Origin of the sequence: Klebsiella sp. PCX (genome assembly GCF_021869705.1) — a bacterium.
GTDB classification, from domain to species: Bacteria; Pseudomonadota; Gammaproteobacteria; order Enterobacterales; family Enterobacteriaceae; genus Klebsiella; species Klebsiella quasipneumoniae.
This window is the reverse complement of record NZ_CP091527.1, coordinates 703,787-719,838: the sequence shown is the minus strand read 5'-3', so window position 1 is coordinate 719,838 and position 16,052 is coordinate 703,787. Positions and strand designations below refer to the sequence as shown.

The following is a 16,052-nucleotide window of genomic DNA, read 5'->3' as shown; positions in this document are numbered from 1 at the left end:
CTTGCGCTGCAAAAAAGCGATCAGATCAGTATATCGCTATTCAGTGATACGGCGATAGACTGTCGGTGTAATTTCCGGAGCTTTATCGTCCAGTTTAATGGCCGCTTTGACCGCTTTCGCGGCCTCCTGCCAGCTGTTCTCGTCTTTGGCATGGATCACCGCCAGCGGACGCTGTCCGTCCACGCGGTCACCCAGACGCGCCATCTCGGTAAAGCCAACGCTATAGTCAATGGTGTCTGATGCCTGACGGCGGCCGCCGCCCATAGAAACCACTGCCATGCCCAGCGCGCGAGTGTCCATCGCGCTGATAAAACCTTCGGTATCAGCATAGACTGCTTTGCTCAGCATCGCCGTCGGCAGATAATGATCATAATTCTCGACAAAGTCGCTCGGTCCTTTCTGCGCCGCGACCATGCGACCAAAGACTTCCGCTGCTTTACCGTTATCCAGCACCGCCTGCAGTTTCGCCCGGGCTTCGGCGTCATCTTTCGCCAGATTGCCGGAAATCAGCATCTCCACACACAGCGCCATCGTCACGTCGAACAGGCGTGGGTTGCGGTATTCGCCGGTCAGGAACTGAACCGCTTCGCGAACTTCAACGGCGTTCCCGGCGCTGGAGGCCAGCACCTGGTTCATATCGGTCAGCAGCGCGGTGGTGCGCACGCCGGCGCCGTTGGCGACCCCGACGATCGCTTCCGCCAGCGCGGCGGAAAGCTCATAAGTCGGCATAAACGCGCCGCTGCCGACTTTAACGTCCATCACCAGCGCATCCAGCCCTTCCGCCAGCTTTTTGGCTAGGATCGAGGCGGTGATCAGCGGGATGGAGTCCACCGTCGCGGTAATATCGCGGGTGGCATAGAAACGTTTGTCCGCCGGAGCGAGGGAGCTGGTCTGCCCGATAATCGCCACGCCGACATCTTTAATAATCTCGCGGAAGCGGTTGTCGTCCGGGAAGATATCGAAGCCCGGGATGGCTTCCAGTTTATCCAGGGTACCGCCGGTATGGCCGAGGCCGCGGCCGGAAATCATCGGCACATAGCCGCCGCAGGCGGCCACCATCGGCCCCAGCATCAGCGAAGTGACATCCCCGACGCCGCCGGTGGAGTGTTTATCGACGATGGGGCCGTTAAGGTTGAGGCTTTTCCAGTCCAGAACGGTACCGGAATCCCGCATCGCCATGGTCAGCGAAACGCGCTCCGGCATAGACATATCATGGAAGAAGATGGTCATCGCCAGCGCGGCGATCTGCCCTTCTGAGATAGTATTGTCGCGGATGCCGTTGATGAAAAAGCGGATCTCTTCATCGCTTAATGCCTGACCATCACGTTTTTTACGAATAATTTCTTGTGCGAGAAACACGGTAACCCCCATGAGGAATCGGGTGAATGGTGGCGGGTGGCGCTACGCTTACCCGCCCTACGATCCTGTAGGCCGGATAAGTGAAGCCTCATCCGGCAATGTCTGACAATCAGTAGCTGCTGGCGCTCTTGCCGTCGCCGTGACCCAGGGCTTTCAACAGGCTGGCCAGCAGGCTGGAGGCGCCAAAGCGGTAGTGACGAGCATCGGCCCAGTCGGCGCCAAACAGCTCATCGGCGATCGCCAGGAACTGCTGCGCATCTTCCGCGCTGCGCACGCCGCCCGCCGGTTTGAAGCCAACGGTTTTCTCAACGCCCATATCACGAATGACTTCCATCATGATGCGCGCGCTTTCCGGCGTGGCATTCACCGGCACTTTACCGGTCGAGGTTTTGATGAAATCGGCCCCGGCTTTGATAGAGATTTCAGACGCTTTACGGATCAGCGCTTCTTCTTTCAGCTCACCGGTTTCGATGATCACTTTCAGCAGCACGTTGGCCGCCGCGCAGGCCTCTTTACAGGCTTTCACCAGCTCGAAGCCGACCTGTTCGTTACCGGCAATCAGCGCGCGGTACGGGAAAACCACGTCCACTTCATCAGCACCGTAAGCGATCGCCGCGCGGGTTTCCGCCAGAGCAATGTCGATATCGTCATTACCGTGCGGGAAGTTGGTGACCGTGGCGATGCGGATATCCGGCGTTCCCTGCTCGTTCAGCGTCTTACGGGCAATCGGGATGAAGCGCGGATAGATACAGACCGCCGCGGTGTTACCCACCGGGGTTTTCGCCTGATGACACAGGGCAATCACCTTCTCATTGGTGTCGTCGTCGTTCAGGGTGGTCAGGTCCATCAGTTTTAACGCGCGCAGGCTGCTTGCTTTTAAATCAGTCATTTCATACTCCGCCGGCGCAGTGCCGGTTCAATAGTTTGTTCACCTTGCGAGTCTGTTACTATTGTAACATTCACTCGCTGTTACACTTCGACATTCATCACAGTTAATGAAAACTACTTACTAATTTGCATTACTGTAATGTGATTTTAATCACGAAACATCGGTGCATACCGCGACAATTATCATCACGCCCCTCTTAAGCATAATCAAAACTCTGCAACCAATGGGGATGTGACAATTATAACACATAATAACAGCGCCACTCGACAACGTGGCGCACATTTTGTCCGCACTGCCGGTAATAAAATGATTATCATTTGAAATGTAAATGGTTTTTCAGAAAACCAGAAATGATGGAATTTTCACAAACTCAATAAAACCAGCGACGCGACGGCCGCTGGTTCAGGTAACAGGTTTAGAGGGCGAGGAAAACCCCGGCGATGGTGGCGCTCATCAGGTTAGACAGCGTCCCCGCCGCCACCGCACGCAGCCCAAGCTGGGCGATATCCTGACGCCGGTTGGGTGCCATCCCCCCGAGGCCGCCAATCAGGATGGCGATCGATGACAGATTGGCGAATCCGCATAGCGCGAAAGAGATAATGGCTTTGGTGTGATCTGAAATGACCTGCAGCCCGGCCGCCGCCACCTCAGCGTCCGCCTTCAGATACTCGCCAAAGTTCATATAGGCCACGAACTCGTTAATGATCAGCTTCTGGCCGATAAACGACCCCGCTACCGTCGCTTCGTGCCACGGCACGCCGATCACCCACGCCAGCGGTGAGAAGACCCAGCCGAGGATCATCTGCAGCGACAGCTCCGGATGGTTAAACCAGCCGCCGACGCCGGACAGAATGCCGTTCAGCAGAGCGATCAGCGCAATAAACGCCAGCAGCATCGCGCCGACGTTGAGCGCCAGCTGCATACCAGACGCGGCGCCGGAGGCGGCGGCGTCCAGCACGTTGGCCGGTTTATCCGCATCCGCGCTCTGGCGGTCATGAGCTGGGTTATCGTCCGGTTTCTCCGTTTCCGGTACGATAATTTTGGCAAACAGCAGTCCACCCGGCGCCGCCATAAACGACGCGGCAATCAGGTACTCCAGCGGAACGCCCATCTGCGCATAGCCCGCCAGCACGGAACCCGCCACCGAGGCCAGGCCGCCGCACATGACCGCAAACAGCTCCGAGCGGGTCATGGTGGCGATATAAGGACGCACCACCAGCGGCGCTTCGGTCTGACCAACGAAGATGTTCGCCGTGGCCGACAGCGACTCGGTACGCGAGGTCTTCAGAACCGCCCGCAGCGCGCCGCCGAGAATGCGAATGACCAGCTGCATAATGCCCAGGTAGTAAAGCACGGCAATCAGCGACGAGAAGAAAACGATCACCGGCAGCACGCGCAGGGCAAAGACGAAGCCGCCGCCGCCAAATACCTCGAACATTTTATCGGAAACCAGCCCGCCGAAGATGAAACTAATCCCTTCATTGCCGTAGGCAATAACGCTGGCGACGCCGTTCGACATCGCTAACAGCGCCGAGCGCCCGGCCGGTACATACAATATTAACGCGCCGATACCCACCTGGATTATCCAGGCGCCGAGCACGGTACGCAGGTTAATGGCTTTTCGATTATTGGAGAGCAGCACAGCAATGGCCAACAGCGCCACCATGCCGATAAGTCCCATGAGGATTTGCATACAGATTCCCTGTGTTTTGATAGTCCAGCACTAACGGCGTGATTATATCGGCCCGAAACTATCCTGCCCGCCTGGCTTCACACATTTTAAGCAAATCAATGATATGGATGGACAATTATGAGAATTCGATCACCATACAGTGGCTGAGGGTAAGGAAAACAAGGCGAGTGTGTTGCGCATTATCCCTTCGGCTATAGCTGCCGGAGGCTCAGGGCGCAGTTCGCACAGGGCCTCAAATACCCGCGCAGCTTGCTCCGGGCGATTGGGCAGTCCCTGAAAGCCATTGAGCGGCATATCCGGGGCATCGGTCTCCAGCAGCAGGGCTGAAAGCGGCAGACGCGCCATCACCTCGCGGGTTTTGCTGGCGCGGGGATAGGTAATGGTGCCGCCAACGCCGATCTTATAGCCAAGCTGCACAAAGCGCTCGGCCTGCTGCAGACTGCCGGCGAAGCCATGTACCACCCCGGTACGCGGCAGGGCATGTTTTTTCAGCAGCATCGCCAGCTTATCGTGGGTGCGTCGGGAGTGGAGAATCACCGGCAGATCGTAACGCTTCGCCAGACGCAGCTGCGCTTCCAGCAGCGCCTGCTGACGATCGAACTGCGGCTCGTCGCGATAGAGATCGAGACCAATCTCCCCCACCGCCACCAGTTTTGGCGGGCGCTGCGCCAGCGACGCCTCCAGTTGCGCCAGCCCCTCATCGGTATGCTGCTCAATGACAATCGGATGCAGGCCCAGCGCGGCATACAGCGCCGCGTGCTGCGCCGCCAGCGCCAGCACGCGGCTAAAACGCTCAGCGGAGATGGCCGGAACGATAATTCGTCCGACGCCGGCCTGCGCCGCACGCGCCAGGCTGGCGACCTCATCTTCCGCGAAGGGGGGAAAATCGAAGTGGCAGTGGGTATCGATAAAACGGTGCGTCACGCCAGATCCTCATGATTAAAGCTTGCGTCATTGGCCTGCGGCGCAGCGATGATGGTCGCCTGCGGCGCTTCATTGGCCACCGGCACCGGCGGCACCACCACCGGCGAGGGCCGGGCAACACGCGGCGCGTGGCGCAACAGCGGCGGCCGGTCGGCCAGCAGTTTACCCACGGTGGCCAGGAAATAACGGCCGCACTGGCGTCCGGTTTTGTAGTCCTCCAGCAGCGCCGGCAGTCGGCTGCCAAGCGCCATGCTGCGCAGCGGCCGCTGGGGATAGATTTCGAAGATCCGCAGCTTACCGGGCGGTTTCTCGATGAACTGCTGGATGGCGCGATAGGTGGTTTCGTGGTGATGCACCAGATTGACCAGCGGCTGCAGGCTGCTCTCCCCCAGCCAGCGCTCCATCCGCTTAAACCACTCCGGGGTATAAAACATCTGCGAGGGGACGGTGCGGATCACCACGATGGTCTGAGCGCCGCGGCGGGCCGCCTCCTGAACCGGGATCGCATCGCTGACGCCGCCGTCAAGGTAGCTGACGCCGTCAAGCAATACGCCGCTGCGATAAAATCCAGGGATGGCGCTGGAGGCGCGGATCAGATCCAGCCAGGTTTGCGGCGTTGGTGAAAAATAGCTGGCGGAGTAATCGTCGCCGCGACAGGCGCACATCCACAGCTCTTTTCCCTGCGCGAACTGCGTTTCAGCATAGTTCATGGCCAGCGGCATCTGCTGCGAGGTGGCCTCGACCAGCCAGTCGAGATCGATAAGGTTGCCGCCGCGCACAAAGCGCATCGGATCGAAAAACTGGCGTGAGGTGGTGTAGCGGGTGATGACTTTGCGGGCATAGCCTTGCTGATTACACATGTAGGCGGAGAGGTTTTGCGCCCCCGCGGAAGTCCCCAGCATCAGGTCAAAGGGGTTAAATCCGGCGCGCATGAATTCGTCCAGAACCCCGGCGGTGAAAATCCCTCGCTGTCCCCCGCCTTCACACACCAGCGCCAGCTTGCCTGGTCGGAAGGGTTTAACCGCCAGCGGGGCGATATTGCCCAGCGTGACGGGAATGCGTTGCCCCACCCTGCTTTCCTGTTCGATTGGTCTTCTCCTGACAAGGTAACGCAATTTGCCCGCCGCTTAAACCGCGAAAGCCAGTCCGCAGGACTGGCTTTGTGTAAGACGACGTGTCAGTAAAAATGCTCAGGCTTCAGCATCGCCCGCATCGCGGGCCACCTAAGGACGTCTGCGTCCAGTAAACAGGCTCACCAGGAACAGGATAATCCCGACGACAAAGACGATTTTCGCGGCGCCAGCGGCAGTACCCGCCAGACCACCGAAGCCCAGGGCCGCAGCAATTAATGCAATGACCAGAAAAATAATTCCCCATCGAAACATACTTTTCTCCTTACCATAATGGACGGTGAACAGCGGTTTGCGCACCCTTTCTGTCTAGCTCATCGCTCAGTGGATGCTGCTATTCGTTCGGCAACCTTGGCCAGACAACACTTTTGTTAATAACTCGATTTACTTCACGCTAAGATCGTTGCGGACGCTTTTCACACCGGAGACCGCTTTCGCAATCTCTGCGGCGCGCTCAGCCTGCGCAGCGGAAGCCACCGTACCGGTCAGATGCACGGCGCCGGCGTTAGTTTCTACTTTCACATTGCGCGAAGGGACAATGTCATCCGCCAGCAGCTTGGCTTTCACTTCGCTGGTAATAGCGGTATCCCCGGCATAGCCTTTCAGCGTCGCCGTCTCGCTCGACGATTTGTGCTGCACCGTCAGTTTGTCGTTAACCTGAGAGACGCCTTCGACCGCTTTTGCCACGCTCAGCGCCTGACTTTTCTGTTCAGCACTGGTGACGTCGCCGCTGAGGGTGACCACTTTGTTTTCCGTTTTCACCGAAATATCGCCGGAGTTAATATCCTTATGGTCGATCAACGCCGCCTTTACCCGCGCGGTAATGGTGCTGTCGTCCATAAAATCGCCGACTTTATTAATCGAATTGTCTACCGCCTCTCCCGCATTGCTGGCAGCTGACTTCGCACTGTCTACCGTTGTTTTTTCCGTCTCTGCCGAGGCGTTCAACGCGGCTAAGCCTAAGAAGAGCGCCAGCAACATATTGGCATTCTTTAGTCTGGTCATCGTGATGTCCTCGTTTTTTCACCAGCGCTGGCGTCTTATCGCAGTGAATTACGCCAGCATTTTTAAAAACACGAATTAAATATAGTAGACAGGCGAAGGGGTTGCGGAGGATATGGATAAAAAACAGACGAATTAGCGGCGTTTTAAGAACTTTCCAGAAGGAAGGAAGCGCGGGCAGAAGAAGAAAAAAGCGCGGCCTGCGCCGCGCTTCGTCAGGGATTAGTGCTCGCGCGTTTTGCGGAACACCACGTCAGGATAACGCTCCTGCGTCAGGTTCAGGTTGACCATCGTCGGAGCGATGTAGGTCAGGTTATCGCCGCCATCCAGTGCCAGCTGAACTTCGTTTTTACGCTTGAACTCTTCGAATTTCTTCACGTCAGTGGATTCAACCCAGCGCGCGGTGGCCACGTTGACCGATTCGTAAATCGCTTCCACGTTGTATTCGCTTTTCAGGCGCGCCACGACGACGTCAAACTGCAGCACCCCCACGGCGCCGACGATCAGATCGTTATTGGCGATCGGACGGAAGACCTGCACCGCGCCCTCTTCAGAGAGCTGAACCAGCCCTTTCAGCAGCTGTTTCTGCTTCAGCGGATCCTTCAGGCGAATACGACGGAACAGTTCCGGTGCGAAGTTCGGAATACCGGTGAACTTCATCATCTCGCCCTGGGTGAAGGTATCGCCAATCTGAATGGTGCCGTGGTTATGCAGGCCGATAATATCCCCAGGATAGGCTTCCTCGACGTGTGAACGGTCGCCGGCCATAAAGGTCAGCGCGTCGGAGATCACCACGTCTTTACCGATGCGCACCTGACGCAGCTTCATGCCTTTCTCATATTTACCGGACACCACGCGCATGAAAGCCACGCGGTCGCGGTGTTTCGGGTCCATATTGGCCTGAATTTTAAACACGAAGCCAGTGAACTTCTCTTCCGTGGCGTTGACTTCACGGGTGTCGGTGTTACGCGGCATCGGCGCCGGCGCCCACTCCACCAGGCCATCCAGCATATGGTCAACGCCGAAGTTACCTAATGCGGTCCCGAAGAACACTGGGGTGATTTCCCCGGCCAGGAACAGATCTTTATCGAACTCGTTCGACGCGCCCTGCACCAGCTCCAGCTCGTCACGCAGCTGCTGCGCGAGATCTTCCCCCACCGCCGCGTCAAGATCCGGGTTGTTGAGCCCCTTCACGATGCGCACTTCCTGGATGGTATGGCCTTTACCGGTCTGATACAGGTAGGTTTCATCTTTGTAGAGATGATAGACGCCCTTGAACAACTTACCGCAGCCGATAGGCCAGGTAATCGGCGCGCAGCCAATTTTCAGCTCGTTCTCGACTTCATCCAGCAGCTCCATCGGATCGCGGATATCACGGTCGAGTTTGTTCATAAAAGTGAGGATCGGCGTATCGCGCAGACGGGTGACTTCCATCAGCTTACGGGTCCGATCTTCGACGCCTTTTGCCGCGTCAATCACCATCAGGCAGCAGTCCACCGCCGTCAGGGTACGGTAGGTATCTTCGGAGAAGTCTTCGTGCCCCGGGGTATCCAGCAGGTTCACCAGACAGTCATGATACGGGAACTGCATTACCGAGGTGGTGATCGAAATACCACGCTGCTTTTCCATCTCCATCCAGTCGGATTTCGCGTGCTGGCTGGAGCCACGGCCTTTTACGGTACCGGCGGTCTGAATCGCCTGTCCGAACAGCAGCACCTTTTCGGTGATGGTGGTCTTACCGGCATCCGGGTGAGAGATAATGGCAAAAGTGCGGCGTTTGGCCACCTCTTGCAGATAAGGAGACAACGTCATAATTAATCTTCTAAGTAAACGCGGCCATGGGCCACGCATGTGGAATACGAAAAATTGCGGCTATTTTACCCATCAACGGGGGGGAGGCAATCAGTGTTTACACAGGAGCTGCTCCAGTTCGCTTAACGAGGTCACCGTCCAGTCCGGCTCGAGGTCCGCCGGCAGCTCGCGCTGATGCGCATTGAGCCAGCAGGTCGCCAGTCCGGCGTTCACGCCGCCGCGAATATCCGACTCGGCGGTATCGCCGACCATCAGCACCCGCGAGCGCGGTGGGTTACCCGCCTTCGCCAGCGCGTAATCGAAAATGCGCGCGTCCGGTTTAGCGACGCCCACTTCTTCAGAAATAATTAGCAAATCAAAGTGATCGCGTAAACCGGTCCGCTCCAGACGAGTCTGCTGCAGCGAGGTAAAGCCGTTGGTGATGATGCCCATTTTGACCTTGCCCTGCAGCGCGTTGAGCAGAGAGACCGCACCCGGCAGCGGCGCACAGATTTCCGCCATCGCATTCATAAACGCGTCGTTGAGCTCCCCCGGCGGCACATTCAAACGTTGCGCCCAGTTGTCAAAACGCTGGTGCTGCAGCTGCAGCGAGGTGATGGCGCCGTTTTGGTAATCCACCCATAGCGGCTTATTCACGGCCTGATAGTCCTGAAAATCTTCGGCGGTAAAGGTCACGCTGTAGTCGAGAAACATCCGCTGTAAGCCGCTGAAAGAATCAAACGTAAACAGCGTTTCATCGGCATCAAAGAAAATCCAGTCCCATTTCATCGTATCACCTTGTCTTACATACTGATTGGCAGAGCCATAACAATGGCGTCTTCGCGCCCGTCGGCCGTCGGGTAGTAGTTGCGGCGAATCGTCGCTTCATTGAAGCCTAAGCTTTCATACAGCGCGAGGGCGGCAACGTTGGAGGCGCGCACCTCCAGCCATAGCGTGACGACGCCGAGCTTTTCGACTTCATCAATGACATGTTCCAGCAGCGCTCGCCCCAGGCCACGGCGCTGGTAAGCGGGATCGACAGCGATATTGAACAGCGTCGCCTCATCCAGCACCACTTGCGTAATGGCGAAAGCCGCCATTTCGCCATCCACCGACAGCTGATAGTTGCGATAGCGTTCCCCCTGGTTACTGGCCAGGGTCTGTTCGCTCCACGGGAAAGCGTGGGCGCGGGTTTCGATTTGCCAGGCTCGGGTTAAATCAGCCGTGCTGAGGGTAGAAATCGTGTTCATGTGCGCAGATTTGTTGCCAGAGCGCCCTGCGAGCCGGCGCGCTGGTCTGGAGTTCATCAAAAGCGGGGGTGGACACCTGGGCGCCCGCCAGCGGCAGCGACGCCTCTGTGCCCAACCGCCAGCTGTTACAGCGGCTGTCCTGCGGCAGCATCGCCACCCGCTCCGGGGTCAGCTGCAGGACCTGATCTGGCGTTACGGCCAGCGCGCGCAATACGTCGCCAATCAGCGGCTCTGTCAGCGACGGCGGGGTTTCCGCCACCATCACCAAACGAATATGTTCAGGAAGCGAGATAGCGATTTCGCCCTGTAACGCCCCCGGTCGGCGCAGCGACCACTGGGTAATGCCCAGCTGCTGTAGTTGCCAGTCTCGTCGGGATGTCATAGCGAAACACTCCTGTTAAACAAGCGCGCAATATAGCAAATCCGTCGTATCTGCGCCAACAAACTACTATAATCGGCGCCAGTCTTAATGAAGGAGTGTTTCATGTCCGCTTTTACCCCGGCAAGTGAAGTCTTGCTGCGCCACAGTGATGATTTCGAGTCCGCCCGCGTTCTGTTTGCCGGTGACCTGCAGGATGACCTGCCTGCGCGTCTGGATACCGCGGCCAGCCGCGCCCACACCCAGCAGTTCCACCACTGGCAGGTCCTCAGCCGCCAGATGGGTGACACCGTCCGTTTTAGCTTAGTGGCTGAGGCGGCTGACGTCGCCGAGTGCGACACCCTGATCTACTACTGGCCAAAGAACAAACCAGAGGCGCAGTTCCAGCTGATGAACCTGCTCTCTCTGCTGCCGGTGGGAAGCGACATTTTCGTCGTCGGTGAAAACCGCAGCGGCGTCCGCAGCGCGGAGCAGATGCTGACTGAATACGCGCCATTAAACAAAGTGGATAGCGCTCGCCGCTGTGGCCTCTATCATGGCCGTCTGGAAAAGCAGCCCGCCTTCGACGCCGAAGCTTTCTGGGGCGAATACACACTGGATAATCTGACGATTAAAACCCTACCGGGCGTCTTCAGCCGCGACGGTCTGGACGTCGGCAGCCAGCTGCTGCTCTCCACCCTCGAGCCGCATACCAAAGGGAAAGTGCTGGACGTCGGCTGCGGCGCGGGTGTGCTGGCCGCCGCGCTGGCCAGCCATTCGCCGAAAGTGCGCCTCACCCTGTGCGACGTCAGCGCCCCGGCGGTTGAAGCCAGCCGCGCGACGCTTGCCGCCAACGGCCTGGCTGGCGATGTGTTTGCCAGCAACGTCTTCTCCGAGGTCAATGGTCGCTTCGACATGATCATCTCCAACCCGCCATTCCATGACGGCCTGCAGACCAGCCTCGAAGCCGCCCAGGCGCTGATCCGCGGCGCGGTTCGCCATCTCAACAGCGGCGGCGAGCTGCGCATTGTCGCCAACGCCTTCCTGCCGTATCCGCAGGTGCTGGATGAGACGTTCGGCTTCCATGAGGTGATCGCCCAGACCGGACGTTTTAAGGTCTATCGCACCATCATGACCCGTCAGGCGAAAAAATAATCGTCTTTTCACGCCGGCGGCCCGCTCCTGGTGCCGCTGGCGCTTCCCGCGGGCAAATCCGCCCATTTTTGCAGCAATCGATACAACCTGCATAATTAACTATTGACGTGTCGCCGAAAACCACTAGAATGCGCCTCCGTGGTAACGATACTTTCATAGTGTCGATGGTATGCGAAGGTGGCGGAATTGGTAGACGCGCTAGCTTCAGGTGTTAGTGTCCTTACGGACGTGGGGGTTCAAGTCCCCCCCCTCGCACCATAATCCACGAAGATATTGCTCGCACTGGGCGAAGGTGGCGGAATTGGTAGACGCGCTAGCTTCAGGTGTTAGTGTCCTTACGGACGTGGGGGTTCAAGTCCCCCCCCTCGCACCAACGAGGCAATATCCAAAGAAAGAATACTGTGCGAAGGTGGCGGAATTGGTAGACGCGCTAGCTTCAGGTGTTAGTGTCCTTACGGACGTGGGGGTTCAAGTCCCCCCCCTCGCACCAATATTCTTCCCTCTCCCGACGTTATCCTCTCAGCTTGATATCCACCATCATCAGCATTATCCCACCAATCAATGCAACGCACGATGGCAGCAGGATAAAATGGCGCAGTTGACGATGCCATATCATCACCGCGGACATCAGCATGCCCACCGCGACCAGCGTCCGCCATACGTCAGCCGACACCCCGGCATACCCGAGAGCGACAATCAGCGCGCCGGGAACGACGACTGCCCAACCGCTTCCTAATGCTCGCAGCAGCATGGTTTTACCTCTCACAACGATAATGATAACCAATATCATATGATAATTTTTATCATTTGTCATTTGCAAAGTGCTCTGTGCCTTATTCTTTACGTTCGCGGTAATGACATACATTCATGAAGGTGATAAATTAAGCGGATTATCGATATATATTAAATATTTTTCTTATTTTGCAAATAACCTTTTTTTGCACATTGTTATCAGACTCTTCATTTTTGGCTTTCATCATTTTGAAATTTAACGACTAATAATGATTCTTCCGATATGACTGCACAAACCTGGCGAGCACACTACGCACAAAAATATCAATATTCCTTACGGCTTTTTTTACTGCTTAATTTCATTTCTTCCTCTCTGTCGCTGGTCACCCCCCTATTTACGGTAGTTCGTTTCACGCTGCCCTGCGCCCTGATCGTGGCCTGCAGCGGGTTGCTGCTACTCTGGCACTGGAAATGGCCGCAATCGAAAATAAATATTTCCGCTATCTCGTTGTTATTTGGCATGCTATGGGCATGGCACGTAGTGACAAAGGCGATGCTATTGACACCGCCGCATTTTAACTATCTGGTGATCGCCCTATTAAGCATTCTGTTTATCGGCACCATCGCTTTTTCCAATAATATCACTGCCTTTACCCTCCACTCTTTACCGACTTTCCTTGCCTGCCTGATAATGGCGGAGGGAGAACAATGGTTGCGCATGACTTACTGTTTTATGCTGCCTATTGCCGGTATTACCCTGCAAAATATTATCCAGAAGCGCAGCGATGCCTTTACACAAGGATTAATGGATAAACTGATGCAGGAACGCAACACCCTCAACGATCTCAGTATGCTGGATCCCCTGACCGGTTTGTATAATCGCCGCGGACTGCAGAATCGCCTCGATACCCTGCTGGCGCTGGACGGCGATAACCACTTCGTGCTGCTCCTCGATATCGATCATTTCAAAGCCTATAACGATCACTACGGTCATATGATGGGCGATCAGGCGCTCATTCGCGTCTCTGCTGCCATTCGTAACGCCGTACGCTCGCGCGATATTGTCGCCCGCTTTGGTGGAGAGGAGTTTATGGTGCTGCTGACCAATAGCAGCGAAGAAACGGCCTGGCAGGCTGCCGAACGAATTCGACAGCGGGTCTATGACCTGAAAATCCCGCATATGTTTAATGAGAGCGTCGCCACCAACGTGACCATCAGTATTGGTCTGACGCCGCTCATTGATGACAATATTGAGCAAGCGCTGGCGCGAGCCGATGGCGCACTCTATGAAGCTAAAAATAAAGGCCGCAACATTATTTTGGCCAGTTAACCCGCGCGCGCTGCGGCATCGTGGCGCCGACAAAATTCTTGCCATGCCGCCTGCAAACAACTAATATCAGGAATCATTATCATTTAGATTTGTATCTGGAAATCGAATGGCCTGGCGTTCCCTTCCTCTCAGCGATGAACTTATCTGGCGGGCCCCTTTGCCGACGGCTGAGCGCGCCCTGGCGGAGAGTATTCGGGAAAAAATCGCCACCCTGCGCCCCCATCTGCTCGATTTCCTGCGCCTGGATGAATCCGCTCCCGGTCACGCGTTGACGCTCGCCGAGTGGTCGCAACCCACCGCCTTACGCTCCCTGTTGGCCACTTATTCCGATCATATCTATCGTCATCAGCCAACGCTGACACGGGAACAGAAACCTCTGCTCTCGCTCTGGGCGCAATGGTATATCGGTCTGCTGGTGCCGCCGCTGATGCTGGCGTTGCTCAATGAACCACAGGGTCTCAGCCTGGCGCCGGAACATTTCCACGTCGAATTTCACGAAAGCGGCCGGGCGGCCTGTTTCTGGATTGATGTCCATAGTGATGCCGGCATCGAGAGACTGTCACCGCTGTCGCGGATGGATGCCCTGGTGACGCGCACCCTGCAGCCGGTTATTGAGGCGCTGGAAGCGACGGGCGAAATCAATGGCAAACTTATCTGGAGCAATACAGGCTATCTGATTAACTGGTATCTTGGGGAAATGCGCGCGCTGCTGGGGGATGAGCAGCTTGCCGCCCTGCGCCAGCACTGTTTCTTTGAAAAACAACTCGCCGATGGTCAGGATAACCCACTATGGCGAACGGTCGTGCTGCGTGAAGGGCAGTTAGTCCGACGCACCTGCTGTCAGCGCTATCGCCTGCCGGACGTCCAACAGTGCGGCGACTGCACGTTAAAATAACGCCCTGTTCCCAATAAGCTACGGGCAGCCTGTGGCCGCCCGGTCACTATTTATGCGGTCTGCTGACTCTCCTGTTCCGCCCGTTCGGCCTCTTCCGCTTCCTGAGCAAGCAGCTGTTTCTCATACACCTTAAAGAACGGGAAGTAGATAATCGCCGACACGCAGGCCAGAACGATGACCAGAATTGCCGCCCGGAAATCCCAGCCCAGCGCCCAGGCACCGCCAATCGGCGCCGGCGCCGTCCACGGCACCACGGAGATGACGCGGCCGATCAGATCCAGCTTCATTGCCGCCCAGGCCAGCACCGCATTCACCATCGGCGCCAGCAGGAACGGAATAAAGAACACCGGATTCATGACAATAGGCGTCCCAAAGATGACCGGCTCGTTAATGTTAAACAGGCTTGGCACCACGCTCAAACGACCAATGGAGCGCAAATGCGCTGAACGACTGCGCAGATAGCAGAACACCAGCCCCATGGTGGCACCAGAACCTCCGACCACGATAAAGAAGGTCCAGAACGCCTCCATAAAGATATGCGGCAGAGGTGCGCCCTGGGCCAGCGCCTGCTGGTTCATACCGAGGTTGGTCAGCCAGAACATCTGCAGCATCCCGGAAACGATCGCCGCACCGTGGATCCCGGCAAACCACAGCAGGTGGCCGATGAGGACCGCCAGCAGGATCGCCGGCAGGGAATCGGCCGCCGAAACCAGCGGTTTGAAAATCGCCATAATGGCCTGCGGGATCAGCATGTCAAAATGGTGTTGAATAAACAGGCTCAGCGGATAGAGCGTCAGCACAACCACCAGCACCGGGATCAACAGATCAAAGGAATTTTTGATCATCGGAGGGACCTGATCCGGTAGACGGATACCGATGTTATGTGCCTTGAGAAAACGCATCATCTCCACACAGTAGATCGCCACCAGAATGGCGGTAAAGATCCCTGTTCCGCCGAGGCTATCCACCGGCAGCGTGCCATTCGTCTTCGGCGCGGCAATCAGTAAAAAAGCCATGATCGACAGCATCGCGCACATAAAGGGATCGAGCTGATTGGATTTCTCGTAGTGCTTACCGAGGTTGTAAGAGATTGCCGCGCAGATGTAGATCGACATGATCCCCATTGTCATATCAAAGGGGGTCAGAATGCGCCCCTCGAACTCTTTTGCCAGATCCAGCCAGGCGCGGGCGAAACCCCAGGTGGTATCCGGGGAAAAAGGAGGATAAGCAAACACCAGCAGAAACGATCCGACGATCATAAACGGCATGGCGGAGATAAAACCGTCACGGATAGCCATGACGTGACGCTGCGATGAGATCCGCCCTGCTATGGGGCTTATGTAATTTTCTACAAAGCGAAATATCAAATTAAACGCAGCATGGTTAGCAGACATAGTAGCCCTCCTGACAGGCTATTGATACTGGCCCAACAACGATTACCCTGCCGTTACGATGACCGCTTTTTGATGCAGCAGGCCGCGGGTGGATCACCGGCTATACTGCTCATAACACAACGATTCATACACGGCTCTTTTGTTATAAAT

General features: G+C 56.6%; 17 protein-coding genes and 3 tRNA genes. 7 read left to right on the top strand and 13 right to left on the bottom strand.

The window, feature by feature from the left end:
- Window positions 1-36: 36 nt before the first annotated feature.
- The 11 genes from deoA to GQR96_RS03320 form a co-directional block, all read right to left on the bottom strand.
- Window positions 37-1,359 carry a thymidine phosphorylase gene (deoA, locus tag GQR96_RS03370; RefSeq protein WP_004886532.1) on the bottom strand — a complete coding sequence of 441 codons (1,323 nt, stop codon included), beginning with the start codon at window positions 1,357-1,359 and terminating at the stop codon, window positions 37-39.
- Between the two features lie 109 nt (window positions 1,360-1,468).
- Window positions 1,469-2,248 carry a deoxyribose-phosphate aldolase gene (gene deoC / locus GQR96_RS03365; RefSeq protein ID WP_004886530.1) on the bottom strand — a complete coding sequence of 260 codons (780 nt, stop codon included), beginning with the start codon at window positions 2,246-2,248 and terminating at the stop codon, window positions 1,469-1,471.
- Between the two features lie 415 nt (window positions 2,249-2,663).
- A complete protein-coding gene (locus GQR96_RS03360; protein WP_017901232.1) occupies window positions 2,664-3,941 on the bottom strand; it encodes a NupC/NupG family nucleoside CNT transporter in 1,278 nt (425 codons plus the stop codon).
- A 129-nt stretch (window positions 3,942-4,070) separates the two neighbouring features.
- Entirely contained in the window at window positions 4,071-4,865 is a 795-nt protein-coding gene (locus tag GQR96_RS03355; protein WP_065878083.1) for a metal-dependent hydrolase, read from the bottom strand.
- The gene (locus GQR96_RS03350; RefSeq protein WP_004886521.1) at window positions 4,862-5,935 is read right to left on the bottom strand and encodes a patatin-like phospholipase family protein; all 1,074 of its coding nucleotides are present in this window, start codon (window positions 5,933-5,935) and stop codon (window positions 4,862-4,864) included. Before GQR96_RS03350 ends, GQR96_RS03355 begins: the two co-directional genes overlap by 4 nt.
- Window positions 5,936-6,088: 153 nt before the next feature.
- Window positions 6,089-6,250 (bottom strand): DUF1328 domain-containing protein, encoded by a 162-nt coding sequence (locus GQR96_RS03345; protein ID WP_002887716.1) that lies wholly within the window; start codon window positions 6,248-6,250, stop codon window positions 6,089-6,091.
- Between the two features lie 129 nt (window positions 6,251-6,379).
- Entirely contained in the window at window positions 6,380-7,000 is a 621-nt protein-coding gene (gene osmY, locus GQR96_RS03340) for a molecular chaperone OsmY (RefSeq protein ID WP_017901234.1), read from the bottom strand.
- Window positions 7,001-7,219: 219 nt separating this feature from the next.
- Complete coding sequence (gene prfC, locus GQR96_RS03335) at window positions 7,220-8,809, bottom strand: peptide chain release factor 3 (protein WP_004886513.1); 1,590 nt, start codon at window positions 8,807-8,809, stop codon at window positions 7,220-7,222.
- 90 nt (window positions 8,810-8,899) lie between these two features.
- The gene (yjjG, locus tag GQR96_RS03330) at window positions 8,900-9,577 is read right to left on the bottom strand and encodes a pyrimidine 5'-nucleotidase (RefSeq protein WP_004886511.1); all 678 of its coding nucleotides are present in this window, start codon (window positions 9,575-9,577) and stop codon (window positions 8,900-8,902) included.
- 14 nt (window positions 9,578-9,591) lie between these two features.
- Window positions 9,592-10,038 (bottom strand): ribosomal protein S18-alanine N-acetyltransferase, encoded by a 447-nt coding sequence (gene rimI, locus GQR96_RS03325; RefSeq protein WP_004886508.1) that lies wholly within the window; start codon window positions 10,036-10,038, stop codon window positions 9,592-9,594.
- Window positions 10,007-10,420: a DNA polymerase III subunit psi gene (locus GQR96_RS03320; RefSeq protein ID WP_004886506.1), complete on the bottom strand. Its 414-nt coding sequence runs from the start codon at window positions 10,418-10,420 to the stop codon at window positions 10,007-10,009. The genes rimI and GQR96_RS03320 overlap by 32 nt, the downstream gene beginning before the upstream one ends.
- 102 nt (window positions 10,421-10,522) lie before the next feature.
- Between GQR96_RS03320 and rsmC the strand changes: the two genes are divergently transcribed.
- From rsmC to GQR96_RS03300, 4 genes are all read left to right on the top strand, one after another.
- Window positions 10,523-11,551, top strand: coding sequence for a 16S rRNA (guanine(1207)-N(2))-methyltransferase RsmC (rsmC, locus tag GQR96_RS03315; RefSeq protein ID WP_065878081.1), 1,029 nt, complete (start codon window positions 10,523-10,525; stop codon window positions 11,549-11,551).
- A gap of 171 nt (window positions 11,552-11,722) precedes the next feature.
- Window positions 11,723-11,809, top strand: a tRNA-Leu gene (locus tag GQR96_RS03310).
- Between the two features lie 28 nt (window positions 11,810-11,837).
- Window positions 11,838-11,924: transfer RNA gene (locus GQR96_RS03305), tRNA-Leu, on the top strand.
- Window positions 11,925-11,954: 30 nt separating this feature from the next.
- Window positions 11,955-12,041: transfer RNA gene (locus tag GQR96_RS03300), tRNA-Leu, on the top strand.
- Between the two features lie 21 nt (window positions 12,042-12,062).
- On the opposite strand, the gene GQR96_RS03295 is transcribed toward GQR96_RS03300, so the two are convergent.
- On the bottom strand, window positions 12,063-12,302 hold the full coding sequence (locus tag GQR96_RS03295) for a DUF1435 domain-containing protein (RefSeq protein WP_004886500.1): 240 nt from the start codon (window positions 12,300-12,302) through the stop codon (window positions 12,063-12,065).
- 70 nt (window positions 12,303-12,372) lie between these two features.
- Here GQR96_RS03295 and GQR96_RS03290 point away from each other — a divergent pair, with 70 nt between their 5' ends.
- The 3 genes from GQR96_RS03290 (at window position 12,373) to fhuF (ending at window position 14,508) form a co-directional block, all read left to right on the top strand.
- Window positions 12,373-12,543: a hypothetical protein gene (locus tag GQR96_RS03290; RefSeq protein ID WP_072096669.1), complete on the top strand. Its 171-nt coding sequence runs from the start codon at window positions 12,373-12,375 to the stop codon at window positions 12,541-12,543.
- Between the two features lie 23 nt (window positions 12,544-12,566).
- The gene (locus tag GQR96_RS03285; protein WP_004886496.1) at window positions 12,567-13,613 is read left to right on the top strand and encodes a GGDEF domain-containing protein; all 1,047 of its coding nucleotides are present in this window, start codon (window positions 12,567-12,569) and stop codon (window positions 13,611-13,613) included.
- A gap of 106 nt (window positions 13,614-13,719) precedes the next feature.
- Window positions 13,720-14,508 (top strand): siderophore-iron reductase FhuF, encoded by a 789-nt coding sequence (gene fhuF / locus GQR96_RS03280; RefSeq protein WP_023319688.1) that lies wholly within the window; start codon window positions 13,720-13,722, stop codon window positions 14,506-14,508.
- A 50-nt stretch (window positions 14,509-14,558) separates the two neighbouring features.
- Here the strand turns inward: fhuF and GQR96_RS03275 are convergent, their stop codons facing one another.
- The gene (locus GQR96_RS03275; protein ID WP_002887650.1) at window positions 14,559-15,902 is read right to left on the bottom strand and encodes a PTS cellobiose transporter subunit IIC; all 1,344 of its coding nucleotides are present in this window, start codon (window positions 15,900-15,902) and stop codon (window positions 14,559-14,561) included.
- Window positions 15,903-16,052: the final 150 nt, after the last annotated feature.

Coding starts and splice junctions, on each gene's coding strand:
- GQR96_RS03295 (WP_004886500.1), bottom strand. CDS start 12,302: ATGCTGCTGCGAGCATTAGGAAGCGGTTGGGCAGTCGTCGTTCCCGGC.
- GQR96_RS03360 (WP_017901232.1), bottom strand. CDS start 3,941: ATGCAAATCCTCATGGGACTTATCGGCATGGTGGCGCTGTTGGCCATT.
- fhuF (WP_023319688.1), top strand. CDS start 13,720: ATGGCCTGGCGTTCCCTTCCTCTCAGCGATGAACTTATCTGGCGGGCC.
- deoC (WP_004886530.1), bottom strand. CDS start 2,248: ATGACTGATTTAAAAGCAAGCAGCCTGCGCGCGTTAAAACTGATGGAC.
- osmY (WP_017901234.1), bottom strand. CDS start 7,000: ATGACCAGACTAAAGAATGCCAATATGTTGCTGGCGCTCTTCTTAGGC.
- rsmC (WP_065878081.1), top strand. CDS start 10,523: ATGTCCGCTTTTACCCCGGCAAGTGAAGTCTTGCTGCGCCACAGTGAT.
- GQR96_RS03320 (WP_004886506.1), bottom strand. CDS start 10,420: ATGACATCCCGACGAGACTGGCAACTACAGCAGCTGGGCATTACCCAG.
- GQR96_RS03345 (WP_002887716.1), bottom strand. CDS start 6,250: ATGTTTCGATGGGGAATTATTTTTCTGGTCATTGCATTAATTGCTGCG.
- GQR96_RS03285 (WP_004886496.1), top strand. CDS start 12,567: ATGACTGCACAAACCTGGCGAGCACACTACGCACAAAAATATCAATAT.
- GQR96_RS03275 (WP_002887650.1), bottom strand. CDS start 15,902: ATGTCTGCTAACCATGCTGCGTTTAATTTGATATTTCGCTTTGTAGAA.
- yjjG (WP_004886511.1), bottom strand. CDS start 9,577: ATGAAATGGGACTGGATTTTCTTTGATGCCGATGAAACGCTGTTTACG.
- rimI (WP_004886508.1), bottom strand. CDS start 10,038: ATGAACACGATTTCTACCCTCAGCACGGCTGATTTAACCCGAGCCTGG.
- prfC (WP_004886513.1), bottom strand. CDS start 8,809: ATGACGTTGTCTCCTTATCTGCAAGAGGTGGCCAAACGCCGCACTTTT.